The sequence below is a fragment of the Peribacillus sedimenti genome (assembly GCF_046237635.1).
In the GTDB taxonomy this organism is placed as follows: domain Bacteria; phylum Bacillota; class Bacilli; order Bacillales; family DSM-1321; genus Peribacillus; species Peribacillus sedimenti.
On the sequence record NZ_CP143547.1, the window covers coordinates 4547860 to 4562362 of the forward strand.

At 42.2% G+C, this 14503-nt stretch carries 14 protein-coding genes; 3 read left to right on the plus strand and 11 right to left on the minus strand.

The features are described from left to right. Nucleotide 1: 1 nt before the first annotated feature. Nucleotides 2-748 (minus strand): GTP cyclohydrolase II, encoded by a 747-nt coding sequence (locus V1500_RS22365; protein WP_409302739.1) that lies wholly within the window; start codon nt 746-748, stop codon nt 2-4. 992 nt (nt 749-1740) lie between these two features. Between V1500_RS22365 and V1500_RS22370 the strand changes: the two genes are divergently transcribed. Then, complete coding sequence (locus V1500_RS22370) at nt 1741-1947, plus strand: hypothetical protein (protein ID WP_409302741.1); 207 nt, start codon at nt 1741-1743, stop codon at nt 1945-1947. 102 nt (nt 1948-2049) lie between these two features. On the opposite strand, the gene cmpA is transcribed toward V1500_RS22370, so the two are convergent. Together cmpA and V1500_RS22380 are read right to left on the minus strand one after the other, a co-directional pair. After that, nucleotides 2050-2175 (minus strand): cortex morphogenetic protein CmpA, encoded by a 126-nt coding sequence (cmpA, locus tag V1500_RS22375; RefSeq protein WP_409302743.1) that lies wholly within the window; start codon nt 2173-2175, stop codon nt 2050-2052. Nucleotides 2176-2300: 125 nt separating this feature from the next. Beyond that, nucleotides 2301-2807, minus strand: a complete 507-nt coding sequence (locus V1500_RS22380) for a hypothetical protein (protein WP_409302745.1) — start codon at nt 2805-2807, stop codon at nt 2301-2303. Nucleotides 2808-3276: 469 nt separating this feature from the next. Between V1500_RS22380 and V1500_RS22385 the strand changes: the two genes are divergently transcribed. After that, complete coding sequence (locus V1500_RS22385) at nt 3277-3891, plus strand: TetR/AcrR family transcriptional regulator (RefSeq protein ID WP_409302747.1); 615 nt, start codon at nt 3277-3279, stop codon at nt 3889-3891. Between the two features lie 286 nt (nt 3892-4177). Here V1500_RS22385 and opp4A read toward each other — a convergent pair whose 3' ends face one another. From opp4A to V1500_RS22425, 8 genes are all read right to left on the minus strand, one after another. Further along, on the minus strand, nt 4178-5953 hold the full coding sequence (gene opp4A / locus V1500_RS22390; protein WP_409302749.1) for an oligopeptide ABC transporter substrate-binding protein: 1776 nt from the start codon (nt 5951-5953) through the stop codon (nt 4178-4180). Nucleotides 5954-5972: 19 nt separating this feature from the next. After that, nucleotides 5973-6890, minus strand: coding sequence for an ABC transporter permease (locus V1500_RS22395; protein WP_409302750.1), 918 nt, complete (start codon nt 6888-6890; stop codon nt 5973-5975). A gap of 18 nt (nt 6891-6908) precedes the next feature. Further along, on the minus strand, nt 6909-7874 hold the full coding sequence (gene opp4B / locus V1500_RS22400; protein WP_409302751.1) for an oligopeptide ABC transporter permease: 966 nt from the start codon (nt 7872-7874) through the stop codon (nt 6909-6911). 13 nt (nt 7875-7887) lie between these two features. Further along, complete coding sequence (locus V1500_RS22405; protein ID WP_409302753.1) at nt 7888-8814, minus strand: ABC transporter ATP-binding protein; 927 nt, start codon at nt 8812-8814, stop codon at nt 7888-7890. Continuing rightward, entirely contained in the window at nt 8795-9820 is a 1026-nt protein-coding gene (locus V1500_RS22410) for an ABC transporter ATP-binding protein (RefSeq protein ID WP_409302755.1), read from the minus strand. Before V1500_RS22410 ends, V1500_RS22405 begins: the two co-directional genes overlap by 20 nt. A 761-nt stretch (nt 9821-10581) precedes the next feature. Further along, nucleotides 10582-11160, minus strand: a complete 579-nt coding sequence (locus V1500_RS22415; protein WP_409302757.1) for a response regulator transcription factor — start codon at nt 11158-11160, stop codon at nt 10582-10584. A 323-nt stretch (nt 11161-11483) separates the two neighbouring features. Further along, nucleotides 11484-12152 (minus strand): response regulator, encoded by a 669-nt coding sequence (locus tag V1500_RS22420; protein ID WP_409302758.1) that lies wholly within the window; start codon nt 12150-12152, stop codon nt 11484-11486. A 229-nt stretch (nt 12153-12381) separates the two neighbouring features. Next, nucleotides 12382-12819, minus strand: a complete 438-nt coding sequence (locus tag V1500_RS22425) for a lipoprotein (RefSeq protein ID WP_409302759.1) — start codon at nt 12817-12819, stop codon at nt 12382-12384. A gap of 477 nt (nt 12820-13296) precedes the next feature. On the opposite strand from V1500_RS22425, the gene V1500_RS22430 reads away from it, so the two are divergent. Continuing rightward, nucleotides 13297-14490 carry a sensor histidine kinase gene (locus tag V1500_RS22430; RefSeq protein WP_409302761.1) on the plus strand — a complete coding sequence of 398 codons (1194 nt, stop codon included), beginning with the start codon at nt 13297-13299 and terminating at the stop codon, nt 14488-14490. Nucleotides 14491-14503: the final 13 nt, after the last annotated feature.

Consider the following 14503-nt stretch of genomic DNA (forward strand, 5'->3'; position numbering starts at 1 on the left):
TTTATAGCGCCCCTCCATCTCCAATATGGCCAGAGCGATTAATCTTGGTCTTTAAATACTTCTCATTAAATTCCGAAATATCTCCCCACAACGGCGTCCTGTCAGACACCTCCATCCCTGATTCCTGCAGGGCAGCCAGCTTTTTGGGATTATTTGTAATAAGGGTTACAGGCTTCGAGCGAAGTGCCTTTAAAACATGGATGGCATCCGTATAATTACGGGAATCATCCACAAAACCAAGACTGATATTCGCATCCACTGTATCATATCCGTTTTCCTGCAATACATAAGCCATTGCCTTGCTGAAAAGGCCAATTCCACGGCCCTCGTGGTTAGCCAGATAAAATAACGCACCTGTACCATGCTCCACGATCATTCTCATCGATTGCTTCAGCTGGAATCCGCAGTCACATCTCTTGCTTCCAAAGATATCGCCTGTGTGGCAAATAGAGTGCATACGAATTAGCGCATCTTCATTAAATTCAAAATCGCCGTACACCAGGACGCTTGACTGCTGATATTCCGCCAGGTTTTCGGATGACAGTTTTTCAATGATTCTCTCGTAATCCTCGGTGACCTCGTTGCAATTTAGCCAGCAGTACCATTTAAATGTAACAGTTTCACCATCTAGATTAACTGGCAGACGTATCGGTCCGACTAAATAAATAGCCCCGGAATCCCTCTTGATCAGCTGGATTTTATCTTCAAGAATTGAAATAATTTTATTTGGAATCTTTGTATTATTCATGTTAAATCACCTTTTTATTTTATTTTGCATCTTTAGTACAAACTCTATGCTATGACAATGCTTAGACCATTATGACAAAGAAGTTTTTGCCACTAAACACATTTACTTAATCGGCTTTTTTTGAAAAATGTTAATACAATCAAGCCGTATGCTAATCATTTATATTATCCAGAACGGAATCTATAACTTACTTTATGTAAGTAAGTGTAAATAGGCAACTTAAAACCGTCAAGTTTTGGCGCGCGCCAGTCATCCCTTGCAAAGGATAGGCAGGAAGGCCAAGTTTTCACCATTAGACCAGGTGAGGCCCCCGTACAATTATCACACAATTTAATTTACATATACATGATCAGATGAAGCTGGACTTGTGCCGAATAATTATCACACAATTCATGCAATAATGTCTACTTACAATTTACCATATTTACTGAGAATCCTTTATTATCTTGCCTGCAACGATGACAAGAGCAGTCTTCCATACGTCCCAGTCTCCGCTCATATTAATGTGCATTCACAAGTACATTCTTTGGTAACAATTTGAGAGAAAGTTCATCTGAAATCGGTGTATTTTACCTCCTCAATTTGTAATACGATATTCTAGAAACTAACTCCTTTGGGGTGTATGAAATAGAATTCTTACCTGTCCATATTTTTTATATCAGTTGCACGGCCAGGAATGAATTTATTCTTTGTTACATATTTTTGGCTTACTTACAGATGACAGAATACAGTTTACCTTTTGTTCCGCTTAATAGGTATTTGCTGAACAGAAGGATAGAATCTTTTGTCGACTACCTCTTTCATATGCATAGGGAAATCAGGGGCACTGCTCATTATTGCCTTCCTGATGTTAATTATGTTTATGTTCCGCTACTCAAAATCCCTGGGTTTTCTTTAGTTCATTTATCGGTTTAAGGAGGCATGATGAATCTAAATCGAACCTTATAATTGGGGCAATAATGGTTACATTATTGGAAAGGACGGTGAACAATTTGGATAAAAAAATGGATGATATCCAGCAAGAGGCAAACGTAGAGCTGGGCGGCATGGGCCTTTTTGGTACGACTTCAAATGTTGAGATTGCAGGCTACGAAGCCACAGGAGATATTGAGAATGCAGGACAGCTGGACAAGTTCAGAAAAGAGGAAGGACACAGGGGTGCAACTGCCTCTTTGCAGGGGAAAGAGCAAAGAGACTGATGATAAAAAATCCTTCTTGATACTTATTGTATTCCAGCACCCGTTCATTCGGGTGCTTTCTGTATGTAAGGAAAAAATAAAAAGGATTCATCCGAATCCTCATTAATTGGCTCTTTTATTATTTATTGTTCGCTGGTAATGCATCCAGGATTGATTTAGACTTTTGATTTCATAAATATTCTTTTCTGAAAAAGCCTTGGCTAATTGCAGCTTAATCCAAGTCGGCATATGATTTGCCCTCCAAATATCTTAATGCCTTTTTTATACCCGGCATCAAAGATATTGAATCAGACAATTTTTTCCATACAGACAGCCTGCGTTTACTTCTTAGCAATAAACTAGGTACGTGCGGATTACTCTTCGCCAGCTTTCAAATTAATTCTCTTCTTATTTAATAGGAACAAATCTCCGTGACACTTTTTGATGACTGTGTCTTCTTCTATCAGTTCGAGCCTTAAAAGCTCTTTTTTTATTTTGCGCAATAATAGCGCTGAAAAAAATATTGTACGATTAGGCTCAACAAGATAGGCCAAATCAATAATCCATTGATCCAGGCTTAGCGATACACCTTTTTTAGTGTAGTGGTCAGAAGTTTTCCAGGGAGTTTTTTTATGCTGATAATGTAAAACATCCTTGGACCAGGTTTCCATGATATTGTGCCTGAGTCTCACCACGTCGGACTCATCTAGTTCTTTTAATTTTTCCCCAATGTAGAGTTTTTCTTCTTTTAATACTTCGATCAATAGCCACCTAAACATATTTGATCGCTTCTTGCCGATTCCATCAATGGTTTCTAGCATCCATTTATCAATATATATGCCAGTGGCCACTTTTTTGTCGAGCAATGCTGCATTTCCCATAATAACAACCCTTCATTGTTTCGTAAAAATCAAAATAAACTGACTGTTTAGTTTATTTCATTATAGTATATTTTTTATACTCTCTCAATATATATCAATATATTTTTACAAAGCTTTTACTCATATATTCCCACTATGATTTTCCTTCATTTCTGTTCTGCATCTAATATATCTGCAGACCTTTATTATTTGGCTTGTATAACGATTTTTCTTTCTATCCCAAGGCAGTTAATAGCTAAATAAATTTATGGATATAACAAATTATTAAAAACAAAATTTTTATACTTTTTAAAATCTTCTAAAAAGTTTATAATAATAATATAATATTTCATTTTGATTGAAACCCTACCGAAGACTTATTTTTGCAAAAACCCCGCAAGACAGCTTAGATAAACGCTTGTGGAGCTTGCATAAGCAATCCGAACAGCAAGCCGCACTACGAACAAAATTACATGAATGAGGTAAGAAAATGCCGCCGATTGTATCAAACGAATATAAAGAAGAGAGAAAACAGATCATCCTTCAAAGCGCCTTTGAATGCTTCGCAGAAAAAGGATTTCAGATTGCTACAATAGACGATATTGTAAAACAATCAGGTATAAGCAAAGGGTCGATTTATAATTACTTTGACAGCAAAGATGACATTTATATTGAGTTAATGAATGCGACCACAAAGGAAAATATTAACCTTCTCAAAAACAATATGCAACAGTATAATTCCACAAAAGATAAGCTGGAATACTTTTTCTCTGTATATAGCAACCTTGAGAACAACGACCAGTATCTAAACTCCGTGCTCGTATACATAGAGTTTTGGTTATACTCCTCCAGAAAATCAGCACTGCGTAATTTAATGATTGACCGTTATCACTTATATCTGGACTTTTTTAAAGATTTGATCATAGAAGGAATTACTAACGGACAATGTTCGCCTACGGCAGACCCTGAAGAAATTTCGCATATTCTATGGGGCATCATTGATGGGGTTTCCCTGCATTATGCCATGCTGACCCCGAATAACTATCCTTTTAAAGAGATCATCAATCAATCCCGTTGTTTCATATTTAATGAGTTGAAAATCTAGTACCTTCTATATTGGAAGGTATTTTTTATTTTTGGGCATGTAAATACCTGTATTGTAAATCGAAGCAAATGATTCTTTCCCAAAAACCCACGATTTTTAAACCTGAGGGGGGCATTACCGGCAGTGACAGTAAGATAGCTATAAGAGCCGCCACTGTGGAGGACCTTATGATTCTTTGTTCTTTGCAGGCAATATAGAGCCCGGTACGGATGATCCAACCACTTCTCATAGCAAGGAAATCAGACAAAAAAGACAGCTGATATAACGATCAGCTGCCTCTTTTATATTATTTTACCGGGTTTTCATCAGTAACGGCTACTTGGTACCAGTCTTCAACCTGTCCACCCTTAATTGTAAGGCCTTTAACACGCTTGTTAGCTCCTGATAATGAGTAACGGAACAATGTAGGAATCATAGGCGCTTCTTCATTTACAAGCTCCTGCCATTCCTTGTATACACCCTTACGTACATTCTCGTCGAATGCTTCAGGAGCGATACCCTTCTTCAACAATTCATCATTCTTATCATTTACCCAGCGTGGGAAGTTAAATGGCTGCGTTTTTGCCCAGATTCCAGATGGATCTGGATCAGAACCAGTACCCCAAGCTCCCTGGAAGATATCGATTTTAGGATCGTCTTTTTGTACTCTGTCATAGAAGGAGTTGAATTCGTGCAGGCGTCCTTCAAGCAATTCTACATCCAATCCTACTTCTCTCCATTGCTGGATATAGTACTTTGCAAGAGGCTCTGCGATGTCATCTCCGCTCATAGAAGCGAAGTTAATCTTGAATGCCTTGCCGTTTGTATCTTCACGAAGGCCGTCGCCGTTTTTATCCTTGTAGCCTGCTTCATCAAGCAATTTCTTAGCCTTTTCCGGATCATACGTAAATCCTTTGATGGATGTATCATGATACTTAGGGAATGAAGGCGGGATTACTGTAGTCGCCGGGAAGCGAAGCCCCTTGTACATTCTTTCGCCAACTTCTTTGTTATTGATGGCATATCCAAATGCCTGGCGGACTCTCTTGTCTGCAAATTTAGGGTTGTCCATTACAGACACACCTTTTTCTGCATCGTAATGTCCTAATTTAAAACCAATGTAAGAATAAGCTAGATCGACAGTTCCAACTAGTTCAATATTTTTAAGGGATTTTGCCTGATCATACTGGTCAGCAGATACTGCGGCAAAATCGATATCTCCCTTTTGAAGGGAAGCTGTTGCTACCTGAGGATTTACCACCTTAAGTGATACGCCAGAAAGCTTCGGCTTGCCTTTCCAGTAATCGTCGTATCTTTCAAATTCCACAGCTTCCCCAGGAACGATTTTCTTCACTTTGAACGGACCAAAACCGATTGGGTTTTTGCGAATTTTTTCTGATGACTCCAATTTCTCGATTGGCACATCGCCCAGATATTTCTTATTTAAAGGTGTTGTCCAAAGCCCAGTCAGCATAGATGGATTTGCCTGTGTCTGCGTAATAGAAATTGTCTTATCATCAATTACTTTAACACCTGAAATCTTGTCTGCTTTACCTGCATGGTAGGCTTCCATACCTTCTACAAGCTGCATTTGCGCATCATAGCGTACTCCCTTGTATTTAGGGCTTCCAATTACAAGGTATGCGTACTCAAGATCCACTGCAGTTACTGGGTTTCCATCATGCCACTTTACATTGTCTTTAATCTTGATGGTGATTGTTTTATTGTCATTTGATAGCTCATAAGTCGCTGCACCGTCCTGGTCATATACCCAGTTCTCATCTGTGCTCAACAGGCTTTCTTCGAAGAATTGCAATACTTCAAAATCAGGCTGGCCTTGGTAAAATGCAAGATTCAATACTCCTTCAAAAGGTGTATCTGAAATAAGACCATAATTTAATGTACCATCAATTTCTTTTTTATCGTTTGAAACTTTAGCTGGAAACGCTGAAGTATCAACTTGCTCCGGGGCTTTCCCCTTTGATTTGCTGGATGAGCCCGACTCTTGGCCGCTGCAAGCTGATAGAAGCAGCGCAGATACTGCTAAAGCACTAAGGACTTTACTGTACTTTTTTACCTTCATGAAATTACACTCCCTTTTATTATCCTCTTCTTTGTCTAGCATCGGCCGAACGTTTTAGCGCTTCACCGATAAAATTTATACTAAGCATCAGCATGAGAATCATGACCGATGCAGGTAACCAAATCCACCATTTGTTTTGAAGAACATCCGGGTTTGTCGCATAGCTGACAAGCGTACCAAGACTCGGCGTGCTTTCCGGAAGGCCGAAGCCCAGGAATGTCAGCCCGGATTCAATCCCCAAATTCCCTGCCAGGTTCAATGTAAAGTTCACGATAATGAGTGAACTTACATTAGGCAGGACCTGGTACAGAATGATCTTCCAATGCGGGGTGCCAAGCGTCTGCGAGGCATGGACATAGTCCAATTCCCTCTCTGCCAGCACCTTGGAACGGATCAGCCTTGCTTTACCTGTCCAAAGGAACGCCGACATAATCAAAATAAAAGCTAAAACATTGAATTTAGGAACAATCGTTACGAACACGATGATCAGCATCAAGGATGGTAGAATGATGATGAAATCGATAATCCTCATCAGGATGTTATCCACCGCTCCGCCAAAATAACCAGCTACAAGACCCACGGTTAATCCAATAAGTGCAGTAAGTGCAGTGATTGCTAGGCTGATGGTAAAGGAATTTCGTGTTCCGATGATCAATTGTCCAAAGACATCGCGGCCGCCGTAATCTGTACCCAGCCAGTAATCGGCTGAAGGCGGCAGGTAAATGGATAGAAAGTCAACCTTCGTAATGGCAGCCTGGTCCATGAATAAAGCGGAGCCATATACTCCTACGAGAATCAGGGCAAGAAATATCAATGAGCCGAGCGCAAGTTTGTCTTTTTTAAACTCTCTCCAAATCGTTTTGAGGCCGGATGGAGATGGACCCACTTCCTGTGTGTTAACCGGACTCGTCTGTTGCTGTTCTGCTTTTAATTCCATTTTTTCCTCACCCTCTTCCTATTCAATCCGTATGCGCGGATCAACCGCACTCAATATAATGTCCGAAAGAAGAGTCCCAACCAGGGTGGCAAAGCTGGTCATCATGATCAGCGCATTGACCACACTGAAGTCCCGCAGCTGGATCGAAGACAGGAAGAGCTGCCCGATTCCCGGATAGCTGTAAATCGTCTCAAGAAAGATCGATCCGCCGATCAACCCGGTAATTTCGTATCCAAGGAATGCTGCAATCGGCAGGAAGGAGTTCCTCAGGACGTGCCTGCTGTAAACCTTTGATTCAGGTATCCCCTTTGACCTGGCCGTGCGGACGAAGTCCTTGATCTTGGTATCGATGATCTCGCTTCGCAAATACTGCACCGTGAACACGGTCTGGATCAATGCACCGCTCATCACCGGCAGCACCAGGTGATTGATCTTGCTCAGTACATATGCAAACGTGCCATTGTCCACCTTTGGATCGACGCTTCCCCCCACCGGGAACAGATCAAGCTTAAACCCGAAGATGAACAGTACGATCAGCGCGAAGATGAACAGCGGTGTGGCAAAGCCCAGATAGTTATAGCCGGTGATTGCCTTATCCGCGAGTGAATCGTTCCAGCGGCCGCTGACAATCCCGAGCGGAATCGCAATCAGGTAACTGACGATCAAAATTCCAAGCGCCAGGAACACCGTGTTCCAGATCTTTTCGCCGATCACGTCCGACACGGCAATCTTTTGTACATATGAGTCTCCCCAGTCACCCTTCAGGACATTGGAAATCCATCGGATATATTGCTCATGTACAGGATCATTAAGACCCATTTGTTCTCTTAGCTCAGCTATCCGCTCAGGACTCGCATTGGGATCCATCGCAGCTCCAGTCAGGGCATCGCCCGGCATGGCCTTCGCAAGCAGGAACACAAGGATACTTAAGATGAACAACTGGGGAATCATGACCAAAAAGCGTCTTACAATAAATTTCCACATTATACTTCCCCTCCTATGGCAATGCCACTCTATGTGTTTCGGAAATCGGCCTTAAATCAAAAGCCCTTCCGGTTTCATCGAAGTATTGGGAGAAGGAACGTTCATACTCTTCTTTTACTCCCCGCCTCATAAGGGCCTTTTCCTCACGGACCTCAGGCTTGATATCAGGAATTGCAGCGATCAGCCGCTTCGTATAGATATGCTGCGGATTTTCGTAAATCTCATCGCTCGTTCCTTCCTCCACCAGGCGGCCGCGGTACATGACGCCCATGCGGTCGCACATATGCCGGATGACGCCCAGGTCATGGCCGACGAACAGATAGGTCAGGTTGAATTCCTGCTGAAGGTCTTGAAGGAAGTTCAGCACCTGTGCCTGTACCGACACATCGAGCGCGGAAACCGGCTCATCGGCGATGATCAGCTTGGGCTTCAGCGTGAGGGCGCGTGCAATCCCGATCCGCTGCCTCTGCCCGCCGGAAAACTCGTGCGGGTATTTGTAGATCGATTCAGGATTCAGGCCTACCTTGTCAAGAAAATTCTGAACGACCTTTTTCTCTTCGCCCGCTGACATCCGCTCAAAATTGCGCAGGGGCTCTGCGATGATGTCGAGCACCCTTTTCTTTGGGTTCAAGGAGGAATAGGGATCCTGGAAGATCATCTGGATATCCTTGCGGAGAGGCTTGACCTGGCTTCTGCTAAGCCTGGCGATATCCTGTCCGCCAAAAAGCACTTGCCCGGACGTAATTTTATTCAGCCTCATGATCGCTTTCCCGGTCGTGGACTTCCCGCTTCCGGACTCACCCACCAGTCCGTAGGTCTCGCCTTCGCGAAGCTCAAACGATACGCCGTCCACCGCGCGGACATTGTCTACTACTCTTCTAAATAAACCGCCCTTGATGGGGAAGTATACTTTTAAATCATTAACTGTGAGCAAGCTCATGTTTCATCTCTTCTCCTTTTTCACCTTCAAAATAAAAGTGCTGATAGCAGGTGCAGCGTACCCAGTGATCTGCGGCAACCTCATGCAGTTCTGGAGACTCTTCGTGCGCATGTTCAGGAATCCAAGAGATTCTGTCTTTAAAGCGACAGCCCTGGCGCGGCATCTTCGCAATCGATGGCACCACACCCTGGATGACATGGAGGCGTTCCTGCTCACTTGTCGCAGACGGGATTGAATTCAGCAGGGAACGGGTATAAGGATGTTGAGGATTATTGAAAATCTCACGAACAGTACCCATTTCCACTACCTGGCCGGCGTACATGACGACTATTCGGTCCGCCACTTCAGCGACGACACTGAGGTCATGTGTGATTAAAATGATACCCATCTGGGTTTTCTTCTGGATTTCCTTCAGCAGGTCCAAAATTTGGGCCTGAATGGTCACGTCCAAAGCCGTTGTTGGTTCATCGGCAATAACGACAGATGGATTGCATGCTATGGCAATCGAGATCATGACCCTTTGCCTCATCCCACCGGACAGCTCATGCGGATATTGCTTATAGGTGCGCTCAGGGTAAGGAATACCCACCTGTGCAAGCAGTTCAAGTGTCCGGGCCTTTTTCTGATTTCTGTTTAACTCGGTATGGTAATCGAGGTTTTCCTCAATTTGTTTCCCTACAGTCATCAAAGGATTCAGGGCGGTTAGTGGCTCCTGGAAGATCATGCCCAGCTCCTTGCCCCTTACCTTGTTCATTTGTGACTCGTTCATGGCAACCAGGTTGTTCCCTTTATAATTGATGGCACCCTCGAATTTCGTCCTCTGATTATTGTGTAATTGCATAATAGATAGGGCCAGTGCACTTTTACCGCATCCCGACTCCCCCACTACGGCAACGATTTCGTTCTCATTCACTGTGAATGAGACATTATCAACTGCTGCATGGTATTCATCCTGTATTCGAAACTTTGTTGTAAGATTCTGAATTTCAAGAACCTTTTTTGCCATTACATAGTGCCCCCCTTACTTATAACCAGGCCTTTCTCCTTAGAAACTGACCAGTAAGTTTTTATGTATCTCTATCTGACTTTATTATTTTGAAAAATTATTAGAATTTTATAATAAAATGACCAGTAAGTTTATTTTAATGTAAGGTACCCTCTTTTTCAATACATTTTTTCTTCTAAAGATTCAAAATTCGACAAACTTTTATGATAATCGCTTACATTTTCTCCACAATATTATCCTGGTTTCTAGCTGGCCCTCGGTATATATCATAGGTAAATGTTACCGTAATATATCTTTCTTATACGCTTTATCGTATATTCGATGAATTGTAAAAAAACTAGTCCATAACAAAAAGGCCCATGTAGGGACCTTGGTCACTCAGGAAGATATTCATTTGAAACCTTATTATTGGTTAGATCCCAATTCATTTTGTGTCTGGATTACAAGCTCTGTGAATTTTTCATTTTCTTCAAAAAGCAGAGAGTGGGCTGATTTTTCAAACCAGATCCATTTTTTGTCCTTCATTTTCAGAGAATCGTAAAAAGCATTGGTTATTTGTGCAGGCACAGTTAGATCATGCGGCAGTTCCAGGCCCGCCATGCAGAAACAGTAAAACCGGCAAACTCCTATCTTGCCCCCGTATGGAAATCCACTGTTTCACACCTCCAAGTTCCAGATGTTTAAGTTCTGAAACGGAATTCTTTTTATTTATTAAAGGCGTTCTCCGTTTTAACATCAATTCCACCATGCTTTCCGTATTCTCACCTTACATACTCCTGCTTAAATCTTGAGAACAAACAAGATTGATAGAACTTTACCTGATAAGGATGAAGATTCATTATCTTAGAAGTTTCCTCAATAGACACTCCTTTTGAAGCATTCCATGCAATCTCATACTCCCTATCACCCAATACCCGTCTTGGGAATTTTTCGATGATTATTCTTGCTAAACAGACAGACAGAACGGATCCTTCCTGCAAGACACAATCAACTCCTTTCAATAAAAGAGCTGGATCCGTCGCTTTTAGAACATACCCATCTGCTCCTGCGGCCATAGCTTCAGTCATTGTCATTTCGTTTTTAAAGGTAGAGAGGATAAGAATTTTGCGATCGGGATAAAGCTGCTTGATGCTCTTTGTCGCATCTATGCCATTCATAATGGGCATGTGTATGTCCATTAAAATTAAATCAGGCTTTAGCTTCTCACACAGCATGATTCCCTCCAGCCCATTCCTGGCCATTCCAACTATTTGAAACGCCGGATTGCTTTCCAGGACAATTTTCAACCCTTTTCTCATAAGCTCTTGATCTTCAACAATCAAAATCCCTGCATGCACCATGACATCCTCCCCGTCCTATAGGGCGCCGAATGTTCCGGGAACCCTTTACCCCCTCTTATGGCTTATGCCGCCATATCAAACGAAAAGCCTAATGCAGGCGGCCATATACTCCTTTACATTCAGTTTAGGATGAAAAAGTCATATGCCTTAGTGACAAACGGATAAAAATAAGTCATGAATAGCCCCGGGGAAAACGCATTGGCCAATTCTCCCGAATGCGGCCTAATCCTCCATAAGCAACCTTGAAAAATGAAGTAACGTTTACAGAGGCATACATAAAAAAGGCTGACAGAAACCAGCCTTTTATCGAACCGTTATTGTTTTTACTTTTTTGGTACAAGACTCTCTTCCATAGCCTTCGTAATCGCAGAGGATCTGTTTTTAACATCCAGTTTTGAATAGATAACAGAAATATAGTTTTTGACAGTTCCCAAAGATAGGAACATAATTTCTGCTATCGCTTTATTTTGCAGGCCCTGAGCCAGATACTTGAGCACCCTCAGCTCCTGCTGGTTCAGGTTATAGGGATTGTCAGGCGATTCCTGGTTTTCCTTCGTTCCAGGGTATTTAGGATCGGCAGATATGTTTTGGAAGACCTCCCTTGCAAACTCCTGCGGCACCAGGGAACCACCATGATGGACCAGTTCAATGCCCCTTATTAAAAACTGCGGATCGACAGCTTTTAAAATATATCCCTCAGCACCGGCATTTAATGCATTCTTCACATGCGTGATATCCTGGAAGGTGGTAAGGATGATCACCTTAGTCTCCGGCCATCTTTCCTTGATTATTTTTGTTGCCTGAACCCCATCCATTACTGGCATTTGAATATCCATCAGGATCACATCGGGAACCTCATTTTCGCAAAGCCTGATTGCTTCCTGTCCATTTTCAGCAAGCCCTATTACCTTGATCTCTGCTTTACTCTCCAATACAATCATCAAGCTCTTGCGGATTAACTCCTGGTCTTCCACAATAATCGTCCGGATCATTTTTTTGCCCCCTTGTTCTAAAAAGCAGATACACGCATGCTGTACTTCTTCTATAATATTCCATTACTATTATCCTACCGTTCAATCAGGACGGTCAATAAAATATTTGGTGTTCACAAAAGGATTTAGACATAAAGACCGTTTACCTCTATGCTGCAAAAGAAATGCAGGTTTTACTTAGCAAAGAAAAAAGAATAGCCCTAATCGGCTATCCTTAAATATGACCATACTAATCAAGCAGGTTAATGTTAACGTCGTCATCCAATGTGTCTATGACAGTTTGTAAATCGGCCTTTGTGGCGAGCCCTTTTTCCGCTTTATTTTGTACATCCTTTATAATGTTTTTCCTCTCTTCCAATTCTTCGTTGGCAAAGTCCTGGACTTTTTTCAATAAGACCGGTGTTTCGGAATCTAAGAAAACATTCATTGCGGCCAGTGTATCATCCAGCTCCGAGACAAGCCGCTCCTGGTGCCGTTTTGTGAGCTTTTCTTCATCCATCCATTTTTCCAAGATGTCGGTGGTGTGATTGATTTTGGTTTCCATCACCTCAGCCCGGCCTGCGAGTTTTTCTCCCTTTGAATCGGCAGAAGAGGTATCTAATTCCACAGAACAACCAGCAAGCACAACAACAAGACCTGTAAAGAACAAACTTAAAATCTTCTTCATTATTAATCCCTTCCTTTTCCCGTCGTGAGGCAAGCGCCGACCGCCTCATAACTGCTTATATGTTTGATTGTTTATAGCTTAAATTTACAGATGGAAAGTAATAAGCATAAGTGACTTATAGCCACTTCCGGGTCACATCTTTTTTAAAATTAGCCTGTGTTAAACTTGGTTGTTGATTTCTGCTCCAAGCGCTTCGCTTTCCGCGGGCGGTACGGGGAGCCTCCTCGGCGCTAAATGCGCCTGTGGGGTCTTCCCTGTGCCGTACTCCCACTGGAGTCTTTGCGCCTCCTGCTCCAACCAACTTATTTATAAAAATCAGCATTGAACAACCTTGATACAGCCTAAAATTAAAATTTTGATGATTCTGCGTGAAAATAAAAAAACATGTCATGCAAAAGTTTGATTAAAACCTTATTGACCATATGAATTTAAGAATAAGATAATAGAAGTAGAATAGTTTGGAAGAAGGCGGTAATTATGGGAGGACTCTCACAACAACGAAGCTGGAATTGGCTGGATACCTTTTTATTTTTTGTAAGGACCTTGTGGATTTTATATCATTCCAGTTGGGTTCTAAAGAGTTATTCAGAAAAACCAAACGTCTGGTTAGTGATCTTTTTCTTATCCGTATACTTAGTGCCTTATATATTTAACCGGCCTGGATATATGAGAATCCATGGCTATCTCGCCGCTGAAACTGTACTCACCGGAAGTCTGTTCGTCTTTCTAAACCATCATTTTCAGGACACTGCCGTCTATGACCTGCTTTTCTTTCCGCTAATGACCATAGCATATGTATGCCAGACCGCCCCCTTTATTTGGATAGGACCAGTCGCCTGGACTTTGATCTTTATATCTGGTGCCCTTGCAGGGGATGCTTCTATGGGCATGGCTTCGATTATAGAACGTTTGATCAATGTTGCCCTCTTTTATATATTTGGTTTTTCATTAGGTAAGGTAACTTTGATGAATCACCGAAAAAAACTGCTGATCCAATCCATCGAAGAAAAAAATAGGACACTGGAGCAATATTCGAAAAGAATAGAGGAGCTTACCATTAACGAGGAAAGGCATCGTGTTTCCCAGGATTTGCATGATACTGTGGGCCATGTATTCACCTCGGTCATTACCAGCCTGGATGCCCTGCCATATGTCATGAAAGCGGACAAACAGGAAGCTGAACGGTACGTGAAAGAAATTTCCCTTCTGGCCAGGCAGGGGCTTGATGATGTAAGGAACACAATCCATCAGCTGTCTCCGGACAAGGAGGAAAATTCCCTGGCAGATTGTCTGCAGGATATCTCCAATGATTTTATGAAGCACACAGGAACACAGGTAGAGGTCGAAATTGACGGTGTTGAACACACGGTTTCCGAAGAGCTGAAAGAAACTTTAATGAGGTGCATGCAGGAATCGCTCACAAATGCAAAAAGGCATGGGCAAGCCAGCGCAATAAAAGTTGCTCTTACTTTTGGCAGGCATAACCTCTTGATGAGGATTAAGGATAATGGTACAGGTACCGATCATCTTGTCACTGGTTTTGGCCTTCGTACCATGATGGACAGAATAACCGTAATCGGCGGTTCATTGGACATCCATTCTTCAGTCACATATGGTACCGAACTTACCTTTGCAATTCCTTTAAGAAATAAACCAGTACCTGTAGAGTAACTGATTTTTTATA

Coding starts and splice junctions, on each gene's coding strand:
- V1500_RS22430 (WP_409302761.1), top strand. CDS start 13,297: ATGGGAGGACTCTCACAACAACGAAGCTGGAATTGGCTGGATACCTTT.
- V1500_RS22425 (WP_409302759.1), bottom strand. CDS start 12,819: ATGAAGAAGATTTTAAGTTTGTTCTTTACAGGTCTTGTTGTTGTGCTT.
- V1500_RS22405 (WP_409302753.1), bottom strand. CDS start 8,814: ATGAGCTTGCTCACAGTTAATGATTTAAAAGTATACTTCCCCATCAAG.
- V1500_RS22410 (WP_409302755.1), bottom strand. CDS start 9,820: ATGGCAAAAAAGGTTCTTGAAATTCAGAATCTTACAACAAAGTTTCGA.
- opp4B (WP_409302751.1), bottom strand. CDS start 7,874: ATGTGGAAATTTATTGTAAGACGCTTTTTGGTCATGATTCCCCAGTTG.
- V1500_RS22365 (WP_409302739.1), bottom strand. CDS start 748: ATGAATAATACAAAGATTCCAAATAAAATTATTTCAATTCTTGAAGAT.
- V1500_RS22380 (WP_409302745.1), bottom strand. CDS start 2,807: ATGGGAAATGCAGCATTGCTCGACAAAAAAGTGGCCACTGGCATATAT.
- V1500_RS22420 (WP_409302758.1), bottom strand. CDS start 12,152: ATGATCCGGACGATTATTGTGGAAGACCAGGAGTTAATCCGCAAGAGC.
- V1500_RS22415 (WP_409302757.1), bottom strand. CDS start 11,160: ATGGTGCATGCAGGGATTTTGATTGTTGAAGATCAAGAGCTTATGAGA.
- opp4A (WP_409302749.1), bottom strand. CDS start 5,953: ATGAAGGTAAAAAAGTACAGTAAAGTCCTTAGTGCTTTAGCAGTATCT.
- cmpA (WP_409302743.1), bottom strand. CDS start 2,175: ATGCCGACTTGGATTAAGCTGCAATTAGCCAAGGCTTTTTCAGAAAAG.
- V1500_RS22385 (WP_409302747.1), top strand. CDS start 3,277: ATGCCGCCGATTGTATCAAACGAATATAAAGAAGAGAGAAAACAGATC.
- V1500_RS22395 (WP_409302750.1), bottom strand. CDS start 6,890: ATGGAATTAAAAGCAGAACAGCAACAGACGAGTCCGGTTAACACACAG.